A 19,907-nucleotide genomic window follows, 5' to 3' on the forward strand; every position below is an offset into this window, starting at 1 on the left:
ACCCACAGAGAACCCCGCGCAAGCGGGGTTTTTTGTGTTGCAGGGCTTGCAGCCCTGCACCCACGGTAGTGCCGGCCGCTGGCCGGCAACAGCAACAGCAACAGCAACAGCAACAGCAACAGCAACAGCAAGAGCGTGCCTTCCGTGGGTGGGCGGGGCGGTGTCGGAGTGCGGGGACGCCGCAAGTACGTCCGTGTAGGCTTGGCAGCCGCATCCATGCGGCTGACTGATCTGGCCCCCCGTCAGCGGACGCCAAGAAGCGATACTTTGATCGCACTTGGAGGTCCCTTATGTCCCGTATCACCCGTCGTAGCTATACCGATGAGTTCAAGCACCAAGCCGTGGAGTTGGCCGAGTCGCTCGGGCCTGCCGCAGCAGCCCGTCAGCTGGAGATGTCGGTCAAGACGCTGGCAAATTGGCTTGACGCGGTCCGTGCTGGCCGGTCTCTGACCTCTGAGGCTCGCAGGCCAACCACCGACCTGGAAAGCGAGATCAGCCGCCTTCGGGCCGAGAACGCCAATCTGAAGATGGAGCGGGAAATCCTAAAAAAAGCGGCGGCGTTCTTTGCCAGAGAGTCCAAGTGAGGTACGCCTTCGTCGCCAGTCAAAGGACTCACTACCCGACCAGGTTGTTGTGTCGGGTTCTTGGGGTTTCTGTCTCTGGATTCCATGATTACCTGCGTCGGCAATGTGCCCAAGCGTGCGATGCCGATTCGGCCCTGCGTACCGAGCTTCGGGCCATTCATGTGACCAGCAAGCGCAGTTATGGGCGACGTCGGCTGGTCAGGGCCTTACGAGCCAGGAATCATCCAGTCGGCCACAAGCGCGTGGCACGGTTAATGGCCGAGGAGCGAATCCAGGGCAAGACCAAAGGCCGATTCCGACCCAAGTCCTCCGGCGGCTCATCTCAGCTCGCCCCCAACCTGCTGGATCGGCAATTTGCCCCCGGAACCGGACCGACGGCGTGGGTCGGGGATATCACGTATGTCCCCACCCGCCAGGGATGGCTGCATCTGGCCGTGGTCATCAGCGTCCAGACCCGGCAGGTGCTGGGCTACAGCGTTTCCAAGCGTCTGACTGAAGAGCTGGTGGTGAAAGCATTTGCCAATGCCTGGGCTCTGCATCCACAACGACCCGGCCTGATCTTCCATTCAGATCGTGGTGGGCAGTACTGGGGGAACGAGTTTCGCCAGCTGCTGCAGTCCCATGACGTGGTCCAAAGCATGAGCCGGCCTGGCAATTGCTGGGACAACGCGGTGGCCGAGAGCTTCTTTGCGACGCTCAAGACAGAAGAGGCTGCCGAGCCTTACGCCAGTAGGGAACAAGCCAGCCAGTGCATCGCTGCTTACATCCACGGCTTCTACAATCCAGCCCGGCTACACTCGGCGCTGGGCTACCACTCGCCTAACAACTACGCCCGGCAGCTCCGGGCTGCCGCCTGAAACGGCTTCATGGCGTCCGTTTTCAGGGGGCCAGATCAGTCCGCGGCATGGATGCCGCGGCCAAGCCCCCATGGACGGGTTAACGGCGTCCCCCGCAACCGGACCCACCCCGGCATCCCTCAGTAGCCCGGCTTTTGACGTTGCTGTTGAGGTTGCCGGCCAGCGGCCGGCACTACCGCAGGTGCAGGGTGCAACCCTGCAAAAGAAACACCACCCTACGCCAGCGTCGGTTGTGCAATCTTCCCCCGCGCACTACGATCCTGCGGTTCGCGCGCGTGCGCGCCCTTACTCCTGCTGAGCGCCCCGCGCGCCGCATCTGCCAACCCGAGGTATCCATGGTCATCAAACCGCGCGTCCGCGGCTTCATCTGCGTCACCACCCACCCGACCGGCTGCGAGGCCGCGGTCAAGCAGCAGATCGACTACATCCGTGCGCGCCCGCCGATCCAGAACGGTCCCAAGCGTGTGCTGGTGATCGGCGCGTCCACCGGCTACGGCCTGGCTGCGCGCATCACCGCTGCCTTCGGCAGTGGTGCTGCCACCCTCGGCATCTTCTTCGAACGCCCGGGCAGCGAGACCAAGCCGGGTACCGCGGGCTGGTACAACTCGGCCGCGTTCCACAAGTACGCCGACGAAGCCGGCCTGTACGCCAAGAGCATCAATGGCGATGCCTTCTCCGATGAAGTGAAGGCGAAGACCATCGAAATGATCAAGGCCGATCTGGGCCAGGTCGACCAGGTTGTCTACAGCCTGGCCGCGCCGCGCCGCAAGCACCCGAAGACCGGCGAGATCATCAGCTCCACGTTGAAGCCGATCGGCGAGCCGATCACCCTGCGCGGGCTGGATACCGACAAGGAAGTGATCACCGAGACCACCCTGCAGCCGGCCACCCCGGAAGAAATCGCCGGCACCGTCGCGGTGATGGGCGGCGAGGACTGGCAGATGTGGATCGATGCGCTGGCCGATGCCGGCGTGCTGGCCAATGGTTGTACCACCACGGCCTTCACCTACGTGGGCGAAGAGATCACCCAGGCGATCTACTGGAATGGCTCGATCGGCGCGGCCAAGAAGGACCTGGACACCAAGGTGCTGGGCCTGCGCGAAAAGCTGGCGAAAATCGGCGGCGACGCACGCGTGTCGGTGCTGAAGGCCGTCGTGACCCAGGCCAGCTCGGCCATTCCGACCATGCCGCTGTACCTGTCGCTGCTGTTCAAGGTGATGAAGGAAAAGGGCACCCACGAAGGCTGCATCGAGCAGCTCGACGTGCTGTACGACATCCTTTACGGCGGCAAGTCCGATGGCGTGGCGGTCGATCGCCTGCGCCACGACCTGGTCGATGGCGACGGCCACACCGTCGCGCTGGTCGATGAGGAAGGCCGCCTGCGTGCGGACTACAAGGAAATGGCCGCAGACGTGCAGGGCAAGGTGGTCGCGCTGTGGCCACAGGTGACCAACGAGAACCTGTACGAAATCAGCGACCTGGCCGGTTACAAGGCCGACTTCCTGCGTCTGTTCGGTTTTGGCGTGGAGGGCGTCGACTACGAGGCCGACGTCAACCCGGACGTGAAGATCGGCAACCTGGTCGACATGACCTGATCAAGCAGAAGGCCGGCGAAAGCCGGCCTTCTGGTTTGGTAGTGCCGGCCGCTGGCCGGCAACCCCGGGTACCTGAGGCTGCCGGCCAGCGGCCGGCACTACCCTCGGTTACCCGAATTCGAACCCCATCTCCGGCAACGCCGGGCCGACAAAGTCGCCCTGCACGTAATCCACGCCGGCACTGAACAGCAGCGTCATCGAGTTGGCATCGCTGACGAATTCGGCGATGGTGCGGATGCCCGCTTCCTGAGCACGCGCAGTGATCTGGCTGATGCGGTCGATGTTCTCGCGGGTGGCAGCCAGGTCGCTGGTGAAGCCCCGGTCCAGCTTGAGGAACTGCGGCTGGAAGTGGGCCAGCAGCTGGAACGAGTCCAGCCCGGAACCGAACTGCTCCAGGCCGATGCGGCAGCCCAGTGGCGCCACTTCGGCAAGGAATTGCTGTGCACTGCGCAGGTGGGTGAACACCTTCGCTTCCGGTGCATGCAGCCACAGCCGTTCGCCGGGCACGCCCTGTGCCTGCAGTTCGCGGTGCAGGGTGGCGATCATCTGTGGGTCATCGAACGATTCCGGCGTGACCTTCACCAGCACCTGGGTGGCATGACCCGCACGTGCGCGTTCGCCCAGCACCGCGATCGCCTGCGAAACCACCCAGCGGTTGATGTCGGCCAGCAGGCCGTGTTCCTCGGCGATGCCCAGGAACGCGGTCGGGCTCAGCAGCTCGCCGTTGTTTTCCAGGCGCAGATAGGCTTCGTACAGTTCCAGTGGTTCGCCCTGCAGGTTCAGCACCGGCTGGTAGTGAAGCTGGAAACCGTCGCCGGCCAGCGCCTCGCGGATGCGCGCCACCCAGCGCTGCACACGCTCTTCCTCGACACGGTCGGCGGCAGCCGGGTCGAAGATGCGGCAGGTGTTACCCAGCTCGGCTGCAGCCTGGGTGCATTCGCTGGCGCGCGCCAGCACCTGGCCGATGCTGGCGATCTTCTCACCGACCTGTACGCCACCGATGCTGACCGTCACCGTGGCCGAGCGTGCGCCGATGCTGAAGACGTGCGCGGCGTAGGCTTCTCGGATGCGCTCGGCCAGCGCCACGGTCTGTGCGTAGGGTCCGGCCTGCAGCACGGCGAAATTGTGTTCGCCGAAACGGGCCAGTTGCGCGTCCTCGCCAACCACTTCGGCCAGCAGGGCGGCGAGGGCGCCGATCAGGGTATCGGCCGAGGCCAGGCCGATATCCGGCAGCAGGCGCGCGTAGTGGTCCGGCTCGATCAGCAGCAGGCCGAACTGGCCCTCGCTACGCCCGGCCTGGGCCACCGCGCTTTCCAGCTGCAGCATGAAGGTCGGGCGATTGAGCAGGCCGGTGACCTGGTCGCGCTGGCGCAGGTCCTCGACCTCGCGTGCCAGCTCGGGGTCGAACTCCATGCGGCGGCGGAGCACCACCTGCAGGCAGGACTCGCCTTCGTAGGTGGCCGCCGCAAATTCCATCGTCGCCGGGAACGCACTGCCGTCCTGGTGGCGCGCGTCGAGCTGGTACTGCGGCGGCGGCGCCTCGCCACGGCTGAGGCCCTTCAGCAGCTGCTTGAAGCCCTCCACGTGTTGGGCAGCGACCATGTCCAGCAGCGAAATGCCTTCGATGTCGTCGAATTGCTCGTAGCCGAACATCTCCAGGTAGGCGTCGTTGGCGCGGATGTGCATGCCTTCATGCACGTAGGCGATGGGGTCGCGCGAGGAGGCGATCAGCGCGTCGCAGCGGCGCTCGGTCTCGCGCATCTGCGCCTCGATGCGGCGCAGGCCGCGGCGTGCCTGCAGGTCGACCCACTGGTCGCGGACCACGGCGAGCAGGTGCTCGGGGCGCTGGCGCAGGGCGAGGGCACGGATGCCATGGCTGCTGGCCTGCACCAGTTCGTCCTCGTCGATGCGCTCGGCCAGCAGCACCAGCGGGATGTCCTTGCCGCTGGCGGCGATGTGCTGGGCTGCCAGCTGCAGCGGAATGCCCTGCGACGGCGAGGCCAGCACCAGGTCGATGGCCTGGCTGGTCAGCACCTGGGCCAGCTCGGCCGCATCCTGCGGGCGCCACGGGCGTACCGCGATGCCGCTGTTGCGCAGGGTGCTGACGATGGCTTCGGCATTCTCGCCGCTGTCATCGACGATCAGCAGGCGGATGGTGATGTCGTTCGCGTTCTGCATGCACTGCTCCCCAATCTGCGAATCTAGATACACGATGCGCGGCGAACCGTCCATGCGCGTACCCCTTGCGCGCATGGAACGGCGAAGTGGTTCACACCACGCCGCCCGCTGCGTGGCCGCTGGCCCAGGCCCATTGGAAGTTGTAGCCGCCCAGCCAGCCGGTCACGTCCAGCACCTCGCCAACGAAGTGCAGGCCGGGGACGCGCTTGGATTCCATCGTTGAGGATGACACTTCGGCGGTGTCCACGCCGCCCAGGGTGACCTCGGCGGTGCGGTAGCCTTCGGTGCCGCTGGCCACCAGCGGGAATGCGCCCAGCAGCTGCGCAGCCTGGCGCAGCACCGGCTCGTCCAGCTGGCGCACGGGGCGGTTGGGCAGCCAGTGCTCGCACAGCCGCTGTGCCAGCCGCTTCGGCAGTACCTCGCCCAGCACCGTGCGCAGCTCGGCGGCGGGGCGGTCGCGCTTCATCTGGCGCAGCCACTCGCCGGCATCCTGGCCCGGCAACAGGTCCAGCTCCAGCGCATCGCCGGGCCGCCAGAACGAAGAGATCTGCAGGATGGCCGGACCGCTCACGCCACGGTGGGTCAGCAGCATGAAGTTCTGGAAGCTCTTGCCGTTGCAGCGCGCCTCGATCGGTAGCGCCACGCCGCTGAGGTCGGCCAACCGTTCCTGGTGCTTGCCGCTGAGGGTCAGCGGCACCAGCCCGGCGCGGGTCGGCAGCACCTGGTGGCCGAACTGGCGGGCCACTTCATAGCCAAAGCCGCTGGCACCCATGCTGGGAATCGACAGGCCGCCGGTGGCAACCACCAGCGAGGCGCAATGGAACAGCCCGTGCGTGGTGTGCACGCGGAAACCATCGCTGCCATGCTCGATGCGCTGCACGCTGCAGTCGGTACGGATCTGCACGCCGGCCGCCTGGCATTCGTCCACCAGCATTTTCACGATCTGCTTGGAGGAGACATCGCAGAACAGCTGCCCCAGTTCCTTTTCGTGATACGCGATGCCGTGCTTGTGCACCAACTCGATGAAGTGCCAGGGCGTGTAGCGGGCCAGCGCCGACTTGCAGAAGTGCGGGTTGGCCGACAGGAAGTTGGCCGGGGTGGTGCCGGTGTTGGTGAAGTTGCAGCGGCCACCGCCGGACATCAGGATCTTCTTGCCGACCTTGTTGGCATGGTCGATCACCTGCACCTGGCGGCCGCGCTGGCCAGCCGTGATCGCGGTCATGAGCCCGGCTGCGCCGGCGCCGATGACCACCACGTCACAACGGATCGTGCTCATGCCTTGGCGCGCTTGCGCCAGGTCGGGATCACGTCGAGCTGCATCTGATCGTTGAGCAGCTGCACTTCACCGTCCTGGATCAGCACGCTCCAGCGCATCGCGCGCTGGATCTGCTGGCCCCACAGTTCTACGAAGGCACCGTCGAGGTCGACCACCGAGAGGTTGTCGAAGCGCGCCAGGCCCTTGCTCTGCTTGCCCCACCAGATCTCCGAGGCGTTGCCGCCATAGTTGACCACCTGCACCTGGCGGCTGCGGTTGCTGGCCTTGCGGATGCGCGATTCGTCCGGATGGCCCAGGTCGATCCACTGCAGGATGTCGCCGGTGTAGTCGTGTTCCCACAGATCGGGTTCGTCATCGGTGCTCAGGCCGCGGCCGAACTCCAGGCGGTCGCCGGCGTTCAGCGCGAAGGCGAGCAGGCGCACCATCAGGCGCTCGTCGGTCTCGGACGGATGCTGGGCCAGGGTCAGGTTGTGGGTCGCGTAGTAGCCGCGATCCATGTCGCTGATCTGCAGTTCGGCCTTGCGGATGGTGGCGGTAAGAGCCATGGGGGGTCCGTGGACTAAAGACAACAATGATAGAGGTTTGCTCCGGGGGTGTCCGTGGCCGGGCTGTCTGCGCAGCGTCAACGGTGGCACGCTTGCGTTCTTTCCCGTGGCCGGAGTGGACGCCATGACCTTGCCCAGCCGACTGCAGTTGCCGCCCGGGCCCTGGGCCACCCTGCTGGATGGCCTGTGTGCACGTTTCCCGCGCATCGCGCCCGCGCAATGGCAGGATCGCTTCGCGCGTGGCCGTGTGCTGGATGCGCAGGGCAGGGCGCTCACTGCGGACACGCCCTGGCAGGTCGGGCGGGAGATCCAGTACTTCCGCGAGGTGGCCGACGAACCGGTGATTCCCTTTGTCGAGACCATCGTCCATCTGGATGCGCACCTGCTGGTGGCCGACAAGCCGCATTTCCTGCCGGTGACACCTGCGGGTGGGCATGTGCGCGAGACGCTGCTGGCGCGGCTGGTCGCCCGCACCGGCAATGCCGATCTGGTACCGCTGCACCGGCTGGATCGGCTGACGACCGGGCTGGTGATGTTCTCGACCCAGCGAGCGTCGCGCGATGCTTACCAGCGCCTGTTCCGTGATCGGCTCATCGAGAAGACCTATGAGGCCCTGGCACCGGCGCTGCCGGGGCTGGCGTTTCCGTTGCAGCGGGACAGCCGGTTGGTGCCGGGCGAGCCGTTCTTCCGCATGTCCGAAGTGCCCGGTGAGCCCAATGCGCGCAGCCGGATCGAGCTGATCGAGGCCGAAGGGCCGATCTGGCGCTACCGGCTGCTGCCGGAGACCGGCCGCAAGCATCAACTGCGCGTGCACATGGCCATGCTGGGGGCGCCGATCATGGGTGACGACCTGTACCCGCAGCTTCGGCAACGTCCGCCGAACGTCGCCGAGGCGCCGCTGCAGCTGCTGGCGCGGGCCCTGGCCTTCGACGACCCATTGAGCGGCGAACGACGGGCGTTCAGCAGCGGCCGCAGCCTGAGCCTTCCGGCTTAGCGCGGCCAGGCGCTCAGCGGGCCGGGCGTCGCGCCAGCCAGCGGTCCAGCTCGGCGGCGAACAGCTGCCGGTCGCGGGGCCCCAGGGGCGGCGGTCCGCCGGTCTGGACCCCGGCGCCGCGCAGTTCCTCCATGAAATTGCGCATCGACAGCCGCTCGGCCATGTTGTTCGGGGTGTACAGCTGGCCGCGCGGGTTCAGCGCCACGGCCCTCTTCTCCAGCACCAGCGCAGCCAGCGGGATGTCCTGGGTGACCACCAGGTCTCCGGCGGCGACCCGCTCGACGATGGCGCTGTCGGCCACGTCCAGGCCCTGCGGTACCTGGATCGAGCGCAGCCAGCGCGACGGCGGGGTGCGGATCCACTGGTTGGCGACCAGGGTCAGCTCGATCCCGACCCGTTCGGCGGCCCGGAACAGGATGTCGCGAATGACGGTGGGGCAGGCGTCCGCGTCCACCCAGATGCGGGGAGACGCGTGTTCAGCGGGGATTTCAGCTTCAGTCATTTACCCAGTGTAGGGTAGGAAAAACCTGAATGGGGGCTCGGGGTTAGCCGCGATTGGCTGCCAACCCTTGTCACGCCTAGCGGGTGACGTGTTCCCATGAACGTCGGGACTATCGCTTTTTGCAGAAAACACGCGTATCGTGCGACCCACTGTGTTTGCTAGGGTCACCGTGAATCGTGGCCTGGTGCAGTTGATCTCACGATCCGCTCATCGATCCGCTTTACCAACGCCTGCAACTCAGTCTCGGCCCCGATACCCGGTGGCTGCGATTTTTTTCAACATGTGTTTCAGGAGTTAGTAAAATGTCTGAACGTCAGACCGGCACCGTCAAGTGGTTCAACGACGCCAAGGGCTTCGGCTTCATCACCCCGGAAAGCGGCCCGGACCTGTTCGTGCACTTCCGCGCGATCCAGGGCACCGGCTTCAAGACCCTGCAGGAAGGCCAGAAGGTTACCTTCATCGCCGTCCAGGGTCAGAAGGGTATGCAGGCTGACCAGGTGCAGGCGGTCTAATCCGTCTGCTACCGTTGGGTAGCCAGAACGCCGGAGGCGAGAGCTTCCGGCGTTTTTTATTGCCCGCTGTTTTTTGTAGAAATCGAGCCACGCTCGACTGTTCTCAAGGACAGTGGAGCAGGGCTCGACTCTACAAAGGGCATGCAGCCGGCGCGGTAGGATGGCGGCCTTCCCAAGGATCGTCCCCATGCGCATCGTTCATCACCTGGAAAACTCCCGTTCCCTGCGCGTGCTGTGGATGCTGGAGGAGTTGGGGCTGGACTACGAACTGCGCCGCTATCCGCGCGATCCGAAGACGCTGCTGGCGCCGCCGGAACTGCGCAACGTGCATCCGCTCGGCAAGTCGCCGGTGCTGCAGGATGGCGAGCTGGTACTGGCCGAGTCCGGGGCGATCCTCGACTATCTCGCTGACCGTTACGACACGCAGCGCCAGCTGTCGCCGTCACCGATGCCGGCCGACGGCACCGAACGCATCGCGTACCGCTACTGGCTGCACTATGCCGAAGGCTCGGCGATGCCGCCGCTGCTGCTGACCCTGGTGATGGGCCGCATCCGTAATGCGCCCATGCCATTCTTCGCACGCCCGATTGCACGCAGCATTGCCGACAAGGCCGAGCGGGGCTTCGTTGGGCCGCAGCGGCGCCTGCACCTGGACTGGATGGAGCGCCGCCTGGCCGAAAGCCCATGGTTTGCCGGCGAGCGCTTCAGTGCGGCCGACATCCAGATGAGCTTCCCGATCCAGGCTGCTGCCGCGCGCGGTGGCGGTCTCGACGGCAAGCCGGCACTGCGTGGCTTCCTCAAGCGCATCAGCGAGCGGCCTGCTTACCAGCGCGCCGAGGCCCACGGTGGCCATCTGCAGGCGCTCAGCGGCAATTGAGGCCGGCGGCGGTCGCCCCCACCTCCAGAGTCATGGATACCGACAGCCCCCGTTTCGACAACCGCCTGCTGCATGCCCTGCCGGGTGACCCCGAATCCGGCCCGCGCAGGCGCGAAGTGCTGGGTGCCGCCTGGTCGCCCGTGATGCCGACCCCGGTGACGGCGCCCACGCTGTTGGCCTGGGCGCCGGACGTCGCCGAAATGCTTGGCTTCAGTACCGCTGAAGTCGAAAGCGAAGGTTTCGCGCAGGTGTTCGGCGGCAATACGCTGTACGCCGGCATGCAGCCGTGGGCAGCCAACTACGGTGGCCATCAGTTCGGTCACTGGGCCGGCCAGCTCGGCGATGGGCGTGCGATCTCACTGGGCGAGCTGGTGGCACCCGATGGCCGCCACTGGGAGCTGCAGCTGAAGGGGGCCGGGCCGACGCCTTACTCGCGCGGTGCCGATGGACGGGCAGTGCTGCGCTCGTCGATCCGCGAGTTCCTGTGCAGCGAAGGGATGCACCACCTGGGCGTGCCGACCACGCGCGCGTTGTCGCTGGTCGGTACCGGCGAGGAGGTGGTGCGCGACATGTTCTATGACGGCCACCCGCGTGCCGAGCCTGGTGCCATCGTGTGCCGGGTCTCGCCGTCGTTCCTGCGTTTCGGTTCGTTCGAGCTGCCGGCCTCGCGTGGCGAGACTGCCTTGCTGCAACAGCTGGTGGACACCTGCATCGCCCGTGATTTCCCCGGGCTGGAGGGGCAGGGCGAGGCACGGTACGGCGACTGGTTCGCGCAGATCGCGGTGCGCACCGCCGAGATGATCGCGCACTGGATGCGTGTCGGCTTCGTACATGGCGTGATGAACACCGACAACCTGTCCGTGCTCGGTCTCACACTGGATTACGGCCCCTATGGCTGGGTCGAGGATTTCGATCCGGACTGGACGCCGAACACCACCGACGCCCAGGGGCGCCGCTACCGCTTCGGCACCCAGCCGCAGGTGGCGTACTGGAACCTGAGCCGATTGGCCCAGGCGCTGTCGCCGCTGTTCGCCGATGTCGCACCGCTGCAGGCGGGCCTGGCGGCCTTCCAGTCCACCTTCGTGGCCTGCACGCGTCGCGATGCCGCGGCAAAGCTGGGGCTGGCCGCGGCCGACGATGACGACCTGCAGCTCTACCAGCGCTGGCAGCAGCTGATGCAGGAGGGTGCCATGGACATGACCCTGGCCTGGCGCGCACTGATGCGCATCGACCCGTCGGCAGCGGACGCTACGGTTCTGGACGCGGTGTACTACGACGAGGCGCGGCGACAGGCAGTGCAGGCACCGTTGCAGCACTGGCTGCAGGACTACGCGGAGCGCCTGCGCAGCGATCCGCTGCCGGCCAGCGAACGCGTGGCGAAGATGACGGCGGCCAACCCGCTGTACGTGCTGCGCAACTGGTTGGCGCAGGAAGCGATCGACCGCGCAGAGCAGGGTGACCTCGGCGGTGTGCATGCGCTGCAGGACGTGCTGCGAGACCCATACACCGAGCGCGCAGGGCTCGAGCACTTCGCTGGCAAGCGCCCGGCGTGGGCCGACAACCGCGCCGGTTGCTCGATGCTGTCCTGCAGTTCCTGAGGGTGGGTTTCGGCAGGGCTGCGCCCTGCACCCGCAGAGGCAAGGGCCGAATCCAAAGCCAAAGCCAAAGCCAAAGCCAAAGCCAAAGCGGCTCTGGATTGTTGATGGTCTGGCGGGGCGGTGTGGGGCTGCAGGACACGCCGTAAACCCCCAAACCGGCCCAGCCGCTGGCGGCTGTGCGTTCGGGCGCTTGCGAAGCAGTGCTTCGCAAGCAAAGCGCCCTCACCCCTGGGGGCTCGATGGCGCCATCCATGGCGCCAACGGTCCTGCAGCCCCACACCGCCCCACCTCCGACAGATTCCCGCTGCTGTGGGTATGTGTCGACCTTGGTCGACACGGTCGATCCACGCCATGCGTGGATGCTTTTTGTTCAATTCTCGAAATATTCGATTTCGATGGAGATTCATCCGCGCATGGCGTGGATCCACGACAGATCGCAGGACTCTGTCGAAGGCGGGGTGGGTCCGGTTGCGGGGGCGTGAGCCGCATGGGCCCGAGGCATGCCTCGGGCGGGTTGGGCTGGACGCCCAACCCCGGTCTTGCCGTGTGCGCAGGACAGCGTACACGAGCAAGCGGCGACCGAGCTTACATGGGTGAGGGCGCTTTGCTTGCGACGCACTGCTTCGCAAGCGCCCGAACGCACAGCCGCCAGCGGCTGGGCCGGGCCCCGGAGGGGTACTTGCAGCGTCCCCTGCAACCGGACCCACCCCGCCATCCCACAGAATGCACGCTGTTGCTGTTGCCGTTGAGGTTGCCGGCCAGCGGCCGGCACTACCGCAGGTGCCGGGCGCAGCCCGGCCGAACACCCCCAACAGGCAGCCGGCGCCCGGAACGGGTACCCTATGCCGCCATCAGATAGCCAATGTGACATGACCGACGCCATCGTCGCTCCGCAGTGGGCCTCCCGCCTGCGCGACATCGCCGACTTCCCCAAGCCCGGCATCCTGTTCAAGGACATCATGCCGCTGCTCGCCCACGGCGAGGACTTCCGCGGCGCGATCACCGCGATGGCCGACCGTTGGCGCGACCAGAAGCTGGACGCGGTGGTCGGCATCGAATCGCGTGGTTTCATCCTCGGCGCCGCGATGGCGCTGGAGCTTGGCGTCGGCTTCGTGCCGGTGCGCAAGCCGGGCAAGCTGCCGGGCCAGGTGCTGCGCGAGGAATACACGCTGGAGTACCGCAGCGACTGCATCGAAGTGCACGCCGACGCGTTGCCGTCCGGTGCCCGCGTCGCGATCATCGATGACGTGCTGGCCACCGGCGGCACGCTGGTCGCTGCGTTGTCGCTGGTGCGCCGCCTGGGTGTTGAAGTGGTCGGCGCCGGTGTGCTGGTCGAGCTCGATGGCCTGGGCGGCCGGGCCCGCTGGGAGGCGGGCTTGCCACTGCACACCGAACTGGTGTTCTGATCGAAGGGTGAATGCCAACCAAGGTTGGCATCTACCAGAGCGAAGAGCCGGGAGCCGGTCGTTGCCAACCGTGGTTGGCAACCCGGCTTCAATCACATCATCCGCACGCGGAAGCGACGGCCCTTGATCTTGCCGGCTTCCAGCCTGGCGACGGCCTTGTTGGCCTGTTCACGCGCGATCGCCACGTAGGAGCGGGTCGGGAAGATCGCGATCTTGCCGATGAACTTGCTCGACAGGCCGGCATCGCCGGTCAGTGCGCCGAGGATGTCGCCCGGGCGCAGCTTGTCGGTCTTGCCGCCGTCAATCCGCAGGGTGCGCATCGCCGCCTGCGGCAACTCGGCCGGGCGCGAGGTCGCCAGTGGCGTCTTCTGCCAGTCCAGCGGTTGCCCCAGCTGCGCTTCGATGGCTTCGGCGCGGGTCTTTTCGCGGCCAGCCACCAGGCTGATCGCCAGGCCGCTGGCACCGGCACGACCGGTACGGCCCACGCGATGCTGGTAGCTCTCCACGTCGGTCGGCAGTTCGTAGTTGATCACCGCCGCCAGCTCTTCCACGTCCAGTCCGCGCGCGGCGACGTCGCTGGCGACCAGCACGTTGCAGCTGCGGTTGGCCAGCCGCAACAGCACTTCCTCACGGTCGCGCTGCTCCATGTCGCCGTGCAGGGCGAGTGCGGAGAAGCCGAACTGCTGCAGCGAGTTGGCCACTTCGTCCACGTCCTTGCGGGTGTTGCAGAACACCACCGCCGATTCCGGCGCGTACTTCAGCAGCAGGCCGGCCAGCGCCTTCTGGCGATGCACCGGTTCCACCTCGCAGAACAGGTGGCGGATGGCCGGTGCCTGGTCGGCACCTTCCACGGTCACCTCCACCGCGTCGCGCAGCAGGTCACGCGCCATGGCGCGGATGCTGTCGGGGAAGGTGGCGGAGAACAGCAGGCTCTGGCGATCCCTGTGGGTGCGGCCGGCGATCTCGCGGATCGGCTCCTCGAAGCCCATGTCGAGCATGCGGTCGGCCTCGTCCAGCACCAGCGTGCGCACCGCGCCCAGGTTCAGCGCGCGCTTGCGTGCCAGCTCCTGCACGCGGCCGGGCGTACCCACCACCACGTGCGGGTCGTGGCCTTCCAGCGAGGCCAGCTGCGGGCCCAGCGGCACGCCGCCTACCAGCAGCAACAGCTTCAGGTTGGGAATGCCGGTGGCCAGCTTGCGGATCTGCTTGCCGACCTGGTCGGCGAGTTCGCGGGTCGGGCACAGGACCAGCGCCTGCACGCGGATCAGGCTGGGGTCGACGGCCTGCAGCAGGCCCAGCCCGAAGGCGGCGGTCTTGCCGCTGCCGGTCGGCGCCTGTGCGATCACATCGTGGCCATCGAGGATGGCCGGCAGGCTCTGCGCCTGCACGGGGGTGAGGGTGGTGTAGCCGAGGGCGTCCAGGCCGGGCTGCAGGGCCGGGCTCAGCGGCAGGGTCGAGAAGTCAGTCATGGCGCATTGTACCTGCCTGCGCGGCAGCGCCCGTCCTGGGCCGCCATCCACGCATGGCGTGGATCTACGGGTGGGTGCCGACCGTTGGTCGGCACGCCCTGCTCAGCCCAGCACCGCCAACACACCCTGGTGGATCGCCAGGCCACCGAACAGCAGCCAGGCGAACAGGATCAGCGCCAGCAGCAGTGGCTTCAGGCCGGCCTGGCGCAGCGCCGAGACATGGGTGGTCAGGCCCAGCGCGGCCATCGCCATCGCCAGCAGCACGGTATCCAACTGCACCAGCCCGGCCTGCAGGCTGGCCGGCAGCAGGTGCAGCGAATTGAAACCGGCCACTGCCACGAAACCGAACGCGAACCACGGCACTACGATGCGCGCCTTGCTGCCGTCGGCGCCGGCCTTGCCGCCACGCGCCAGCCACAACGACAACACGACCAGGAACGGCGCCAGCAGCATCACCCGCACCATCTTGGTGATCACCGCAGTATCGGCGGCGGCTTCGCTGACCGTGCGGCCGGCGGCCACCACCTGCGCCACTTCGTGCACCGTCGCACCAGTGAACAGGCCGTACTGCCGCGCGTCCATCGCCAGCCAGCCGTGCGACTGCACCAGCGCATACAGCGCCGGGTACAGGAACATCGCCAGCGTGCCGAACACCACGACGGTAGAAACCGCGACAGTGACCTGCGCAGCGCGGCCACGCACCACCGGTTCGGCGGCCATCACCGCTGCCGCACCGCAGATCGCGCTCCCGGCGCCGATCAGCATTGCCGCCTCGCGTTCCATCTTGAACACACGTACGCCCAGCCAGCAGGCCAGGCCGAAGGTGCTGGCGACCACCAGCACGTCCATCAGCACGCCGCTGACGCCGACATGGCCGATGTCCTGGAAGGTCAGGCGCAGGCCGTACAGCACGATGCCGGCGCGCAGCAGCCAGTGCTTGGAGAAGCCGACACCGGCCGCGCTGCTCGGTGCCAGCCGCGGGTACAGGGTGTTGCCGACCACGATGCCGGCCACGATGGCGACGGTCAGTGCACTCAGGCCATGCGCCTGCAACCAGGGAAGCTCGGCCAGGTACAGCGATGCCGCCGCGATCAGGCCCACCAGCAGAAGGCCGGGCAGGCGCTGCTGCCAGCGTTGGCGCAGGGCGGGCAGGGACCAGGAGGAGAGAGCGGGGGCGTTCATGGCAGGGGTAGGGCTGTAGTGACGGGGCAAGCGTGTGCCTTCGTCCCTGACCTGTAAAACGAATAATATGGGTGAAACCTACCTATCAAGCGGGTAAATGCCATGCGCCTGACCTTGCGCCAGCTGCAAGTCTTCGTCGCCATCGCCGACCACGGCAGCACCACCGCCGCCGGCCAGGCCATCGCGCTCTCGCAGTCGGCCAGCAGCGCCGCCCTGCAGGAACTGGAGGCGCACTTCGGTACGCCGCTGTTCGACCGCATCGGCCGTCGCCTGGCGCTGAACGGGCACGGCCGCGCACTGCTGGAGCCGGCGCGCACCCTGCTGGTCAATGCCGCTGATCTGGAGCGGCAGCTGGCCGCCGGCGGAGACCCGTCGCAAGGGGCACCGCTGCGGTTGGTACTGGCCGCCAGTACCACCATCGGCAACTACCTGCTGCCGCAGCGCATCGCTGAGCTGCTGCGGCAGGCGCCGCAGGCCGAAGTCGACCTGCGCATCGACAACAGTGCTGGCGTAGTCGCCGCTGTGCAGCGCCTGGACGTCGACGCCGGCCTGATCGAAGGCCCGTGCCATGAGCGCGGTTTGCAGGTCACGGCATGGCAGCAGGATCCGCTGGTGATCGTCGGCGCCGCCGACGCCCCCCCGCGCTGGTCGTTGGACGAACTGCGCCGCGCCCGCTGGCTGCTGCGCGAACCCGGCTCCGGCACCCGCGAGGCAGTGGAACAGGCGCTGTTGCCGCACCTGCGCGGCTTCGCCCAGACCCTGCAGCTGGGCAATACCGAAGCGATCAAGCAGGCTGCGATCGCCGGCCTCGGATTGGCCTGCCTTTCGCGTCACGCGCTGGAAGAGCCGCTGGCGCTGGGCCGCCTGCGCGTGCTCGAGACGCCGCTGCCCGCCCTTCAGCGCACCCTGTGGCTGGTGCGCCACCCGGGCAAGCAATGGCTGCCGGGGTTGCAGGCGTTGCTGGGGGAGGTGGAGTAGCAGGGATCGGTCTTGCACTGCACGAATTCCACGAAGGAGTCAGAGCCCGTTGCGCAGCAACGGGATCCGACCCCGACAGATCGACAGGCCTTGCAGCGCTCATCCACGCGTGGCCTGGATCTGCCGTGTCGACCAAGGTCGACACCCACCCGCGCAGAATGCCGTTCCGACAGATCGCGGGAAACTGTCAGAGGCGGGGCGGTGTGGGTCTGCAGGACCGTTGGCGCCATGGATGGCGCCATCGAGCCCCCAAGGAGGGGTTTACGGCGTGTCCTGCAGACCCGCACCGCCCCGGCATCCCACAGGAAACCAGCTTTTGACGTTGCCGTTGAGGTTGCCGGCCAGCGGCCGGCACTACCGCGGGTGCCGGGTGCAACCCGGCCGACGCCCCCAACCCGTACAATATCCGGATGCCTCTGATTACTCTGCAGAACGTCGACTTCAGCGTCGGCGGCCCGTTGTTGCTGGAGAAGGCCGAACTGTCGATCGAGCCGGGCGAACGCATCGCCCTGATCGGCCGCAACGGCGCCGGCAAATCCACCCTGCTCAAGCTGCTGTCCGGCGATCACAAGCCCGATGACGGGGAAGTCCGCGTACAGCAGGGCGTGCGCGTCACCCGCCTGGAGCAGGAAGTGCCACATGGCGCCGCCGGCTCGGTGTTCGACGTCGTCGCCGATGGCCTCGGTGAACTGGGCCAGTGGCTGGCCGAATTCCATCACCTGAGCCACGCCGAAGTATTTGATGGCGAAGCACTGGGCAACGTGCAGGCCAAGATCGACGCCGCCAACGGCTGGGGCCTCGATCAGCGCGTCAGCGAAACCCTGACCAAGCTCGACCTGGACGGCGAGGCCGAGTTCGGCCGCCTGTCCGGCGGCATGAAGCGCCGCGTGCTGCTCGCCCGCGCGCTGGTGTCCAGCCCCGACGTGCTGCTGCTGGACGAACCGACCAACCACCTCGATATCGAAGCCATCGACTGGCTCGAAGCGTTCCTGAAGGGTTGGAGCGGCAGCGTGGTGTTCGTTACCCATGACCGCCGCTTCCTGCGTGCACTGGCCACCCGCATCGTCGAGATCGACCGTGGCCAGGTCACCAGCTGGCCGGGCGACTGGGCCAACTACGAGCGTCGCCGGGAGGAACGCCTCAACGCGCAGGCGCAGGAAAACGCGCGCTTCGACAAGCTGCTGGCGCAGGAAGAAGTCTGGATCCGCCAAGGCATCAAGGCGCGCCGCACCCGCGATGAGGGCCGCGTGCGCCGCCTGAAGGCGATGCGCGTGGAGCGTTCGCAGCGCCGTGATCTCAGCGGCAACGTCAAGATGGAAGCCGCACAGGGCATCAGCTCTGGCAAGAAGGTCATCGACGTCAAGGATATTTCGTTCGCCTTCGGTGAGCGCACCATGGTCCGCGACTTCACCACCACCATCATGCGCGGCGACCGCATCGGCCTGATCGGCCCCAACGGCAGCGGCAAGACGACGCTGCTGAAGTTGCTGCTGGGCGAGCTGCAGCCGGCCAAGGGCGAAGTCAACGCCGGCACCAACCTGCAGATCGCCTATTTCGACCAGTACCGCGCGGTGCTGCGCGAAGACTGGAGCGCGATCGAGAACGTGGCCGAAGGCCGCGATTTCCTCGAGTTCAACGGCAAGCGCAAGCACGTGCATGCCTACCTGCAGGACTTCATGTTCACCCCGGAACGCGCACGTGCGCCGATCACCCGCCTGTCCGGTGGCGAGCGCAACCGCCTGCTGCTGGCCAAGCTGTTCGCGCAGCCGTCCAACCTGCTGGTGATGGACGAACCGACCAACGACCTGGACGTGGAAACCCTGGAGCTGCTGGAAGAGCTGCTGGGCGAGTACACCGGCACCCTGCTGCTGGTCAGCCATGACCGTGACTTCATCGACAACGTGGTGACCTCCACGCTGGTGATGGAAGGCGACGGCGTGATCGGCGAGTACGTCGGTGGCTACAGCGACTGGCAGCGTTATGCGGCCAGCATCGCGGCGCCTGCCTCGGTCCCCGCAGCCAAGCCGGCAGCCGCAGCACCTGCCGCGCCGGCCGCTGCACCCCCGGCTGCCCCCAAGCGCAAGCTGGCCTACAAGGAAGCACGCGAGCTGGAGCAGCTGCCGAAGACCATCGAGAAGCTGGAAGGCGACGTCGAAGGGTTGACCTCGGCGATGAACGACCCGGCGTTCTATACCCGCAGCAGTGCGGAAGTGACCGCGCACACCCAGCAGCTGGCCAAGGTGCAGGCCGAGCTGGATGCCGCGTACGCGCGCTGGGAAGAGCTGGAAGGCTGAGTTCGCCGGGTTCGTGCGGACCAGCGGTCCGCACCTACCGACGCCGATGCCTGGTAGATCCACGCCATGCGTGGATATGCGGATCTGTGCGGACCAACGGTCCGCACCCACCAATCAACGGTCCGTGCGGACCAGGGTCCGCCCCCACCGGGGGGCGTCGGTCATTTGACCCCGTGCAGATCCCGCAACTGGCTCGGCCGGCTGCCGAAATACGCGGCCAGATCGGCGATGTCCTGATCGCTCAGGTCCTTCGCCTGCGGCGTCATCAGCGCATGCTGGCGGTCGCCGGCGCGGTAGGCCTGCAGCGCATGCGCCAGATAGTCGCCGTACTGCCCACCCAGCTTCGGATAGGTCGGATCGATCGGCGCATTGCCATCGGCCCCATGGCAGTCGATGCAACTCTGGTTGGTGGCCTTGCCCTTCACCTTGGCGCGGGCTTCACCGGCGGCCTCGCGGCCTGCCGGCAGGCCGGCGGAGGACGAAGAGCCGTGTTCGCCGCTGGCATGGCCCGGGTCGGCGGCGGATTTCTCGCTGTTTTCCACCTGCGACTGCGAACAGGCCGCCAGCAGCAGGGCAACGGACAGGGCGATGGCGTGACGCATCGGATGCGCGGCTTTCGACATGGGCGGGCCTTACTTGACGGTGGACAGGTAAACAGAGAGATCGGCGATCTCCTGTTCGCTGAAACTCATCGACTGCGCCTGCATCGTCGGATGCCGGCGCTTGCCCTGGCGGTACTCGGTCAGGGCCTGGGCCAGGTACTGCTGGGTCTGGCCGCCGATCTTCGGCACCCGGTAGCTGGGGTAGGCGTTCTTGTAGCCGGTGATGCCGTGGCACCCCTGGCAGGTGTAGGCCAGGACACGGCCATTGTCGAAGTTGCCGGTGGGCGTGGCAGGCGCCGGCGCGGCGGCAGGCGCCGGGGCGGGTGTGGCAGGAGCGGGAGCGGGCTGTGCGGCGGCCCCAAGGGGCAGGAGGACGGCCAGAGCGAGACAAGCGGCGAGCGGCTGCGGGCGCATGGTGTCGTTTCCGGGGATTCGGGTCTGGTCGTTCCGGCGTGGGG

18 protein-coding genes are annotated in these 19,907 nt (G+C 67.0%); 10 read left to right on the plus strand and 8 right to left on the minus strand.

The features are described from left to right. Window positions 1–290 precede the first annotated feature (290 nt). The 3 genes from ACEPA4_RS08325 to fabV all read left to right on the plus strand — a co-directional run bounded on the left by ACEPA4_RS08325 (window position 291) and on the right by fabV (window position 3,036). Window positions 291–584: a transposase gene (locus ACEPA4_RS08325; RefSeq protein ID WP_032954795.1), complete on the plus strand. Its 294-nt coding sequence runs from the start codon at window positions 291–293 to the stop codon at window positions 582–584. Continuing rightward, a complete protein-coding gene (locus ACEPA4_RS08330; RefSeq protein ID WP_065185370.1) occupies window positions 581–1,441 on the plus strand; it encodes an IS3 family transposase in 861 nt (286 codons plus the stop codon). Before ACEPA4_RS08325 ends, ACEPA4_RS08330 begins: the two co-directional genes overlap by 4 nt. A 335-nt stretch (window positions 1,442–1,776) precedes the next feature. Then, window positions 1,777–3,036 carry an enoyl-ACP reductase FabV gene (gene fabV / locus ACEPA4_RS08335; RefSeq protein ID WP_005416204.1) on the plus strand — a complete coding sequence of 420 codons (1,260 nt, stop codon included), beginning with the start codon at window positions 1,777–1,779 and terminating at the stop codon, window positions 3,034–3,036. A gap of 108 nt (window positions 3,037–3,144) precedes the next feature. Here fabV and ACEPA4_RS08340 read toward each other — a convergent pair whose 3' ends face one another. The 3 genes from ACEPA4_RS08340 to ACEPA4_RS08350 all read right to left on the minus strand — a co-directional run bounded on the left by ACEPA4_RS08340 (window position 3,145) and on the right by ACEPA4_RS08350 (window position 7,035). Then, window positions 3,145–5,214 (minus strand): EAL domain-containing protein, encoded by a 2,070-nt coding sequence (locus ACEPA4_RS08340; RefSeq protein WP_005416205.1) that lies wholly within the window; start codon window positions 5,212–5,214, stop codon window positions 3,145–3,147. A gap of 91 nt (window positions 5,215–5,305) precedes the next feature. Then, entirely contained in the window at window positions 5,306–6,490 is a 1,185-nt protein-coding gene (locus ACEPA4_RS08345) for an NAD(P)/FAD-dependent oxidoreductase (protein ID WP_262089719.1), read from the minus strand. Further along, on the minus strand, window positions 6,487–7,035 hold the full coding sequence (locus ACEPA4_RS08350; protein ID WP_072168291.1) for a YaeQ family protein: 549 nt from the start codon (window positions 7,033–7,035) through the stop codon (window positions 6,487–6,489). Before ACEPA4_RS08350 ends, ACEPA4_RS08345 begins: the two co-directional genes overlap by 4 nt. 124 nt (window positions 7,036–7,159) lie before the next feature. Between ACEPA4_RS08350 and ACEPA4_RS08355 the strand changes: the two genes are divergently transcribed. Next, window positions 7,160–8,029 (plus strand): pseudouridine synthase, encoded by an 870-nt coding sequence (locus tag ACEPA4_RS08355; protein WP_065185180.1) that lies wholly within the window; start codon window positions 7,160–7,162, stop codon window positions 8,027–8,029. 13 nt (window positions 8,030–8,042) lie between these two features. Here ACEPA4_RS08355 and ACEPA4_RS08360 read toward each other — a convergent pair whose 3' ends face one another. Next, entirely contained in the window at window positions 8,043–8,531 is a 489-nt protein-coding gene (locus ACEPA4_RS08360; RefSeq protein ID WP_065185179.1) for a YaiI/YqxD family protein, read from the minus strand. Between the two features lie 302 nt (window positions 8,532–8,833). Between ACEPA4_RS08360 and ACEPA4_RS08365 the strand changes: the two genes are divergently transcribed. The 4 genes from ACEPA4_RS08365 (at window position 8,834) to ACEPA4_RS08380 (ending at window position 12,924) form a co-directional block, all read left to right on the plus strand. Continuing rightward, window positions 8,834–9,043: a cold-shock protein gene (locus ACEPA4_RS08365; protein ID WP_005416210.1), complete on the plus strand. Its 210-nt coding sequence runs from the start codon at window positions 8,834–8,836 to the stop codon at window positions 9,041–9,043. Window positions 9,044–9,230: 187 nt separating this feature from the next. Next, on the plus strand, window positions 9,231–9,920 hold the full coding sequence (locus tag ACEPA4_RS08370; RefSeq protein ID WP_053500891.1) for a glutathione S-transferase family protein: 690 nt from the start codon (window positions 9,231–9,233) through the stop codon (window positions 9,918–9,920). Window positions 9,921–9,952: 32 nt separating this feature from the next. Next, window positions 9,953–11,518: a YdiU family protein gene (locus tag ACEPA4_RS08375; protein ID WP_262089718.1), complete on the plus strand. Its 1,566-nt coding sequence runs from the start codon at window positions 9,953–9,955 to the stop codon at window positions 11,516–11,518. Window positions 11,519–12,387: 869 nt separating this feature from the next. Further along, entirely contained in the window at window positions 12,388–12,924 is a 537-nt protein-coding gene (locus ACEPA4_RS08380) for an adenine phosphoribosyltransferase (protein WP_065185177.1), read from the plus strand. Between the two features lie 92 nt (window positions 12,925–13,016). On the opposite strand, the gene dbpA is transcribed toward ACEPA4_RS08380, so the two are convergent. After that, window positions 13,017–14,393 (minus strand): ATP-dependent RNA helicase DbpA, encoded by a 1,377-nt coding sequence (gene dbpA, locus ACEPA4_RS08385; RefSeq protein WP_065185176.1) that lies wholly within the window; start codon window positions 14,391–14,393, stop codon window positions 13,017–13,019. Between the two features lie 102 nt (window positions 14,394–14,495). Next, window positions 14,496–15,575 carry a YeiH family protein gene (locus tag ACEPA4_RS08390; RefSeq protein ID WP_262089717.1) on the minus strand — a complete coding sequence of 360 codons (1,080 nt, stop codon included), beginning with the start codon at window positions 15,573–15,575 and terminating at the stop codon, window positions 14,496–14,498. Window positions 15,576–15,677: 102 nt separating this feature from the next. Here ACEPA4_RS08390 and ACEPA4_RS08395 point away from each other — a divergent pair, with 102 nt between their 5' ends. Both ACEPA4_RS08395 and ACEPA4_RS08400 read left to right on the plus strand, forming a co-directional pair. Further along, window positions 15,678–16,553, plus strand: a complete 876-nt coding sequence (locus ACEPA4_RS08395; protein ID WP_164093415.1) for a LysR substrate-binding domain-containing protein — start codon at window positions 15,678–15,680, stop codon at window positions 16,551–16,553. Between the two features lie 410 nt (window positions 16,554–16,963). Then, on the plus strand, window positions 16,964–18,847 hold the full coding sequence (locus tag ACEPA4_RS08400) for an ATP-binding cassette domain-containing protein (RefSeq protein WP_065185173.1): 1,884 nt from the start codon (window positions 16,964–16,966) through the stop codon (window positions 18,845–18,847). A 161-nt stretch (window positions 18,848–19,008) separates the two neighbouring features. Here ACEPA4_RS08400 and ACEPA4_RS08405 read toward each other — a convergent pair whose 3' ends face one another. Both ACEPA4_RS08405 and ACEPA4_RS08410 read right to left on the minus strand, forming a co-directional pair. Next, window positions 19,009–19,470 carry a cytochrome c gene (locus ACEPA4_RS08405; RefSeq protein ID WP_005416218.1) on the minus strand — a complete coding sequence of 154 codons (462 nt, stop codon included), beginning with the start codon at window positions 19,468–19,470 and terminating at the stop codon, window positions 19,009–19,011. Between the two features lie 9 nt (window positions 19,471–19,479). Beyond that, complete coding sequence (locus tag ACEPA4_RS08410) at window positions 19,480–19,863, minus strand: c-type cytochrome (RefSeq protein ID WP_061477913.1); 384 nt, start codon at window positions 19,861–19,863, stop codon at window positions 19,480–19,482. Window positions 19,864–19,907 lie beyond the last annotated feature (44 nt).

The organism is Stenotrophomonas sp. P2112 (assembly GCF_041897515.1).
Lineage (GTDB): Bacteria > Pseudomonadota > Gammaproteobacteria > Xanthomonadales > Xanthomonadaceae > Stenotrophomonas > Stenotrophomonas sepilia.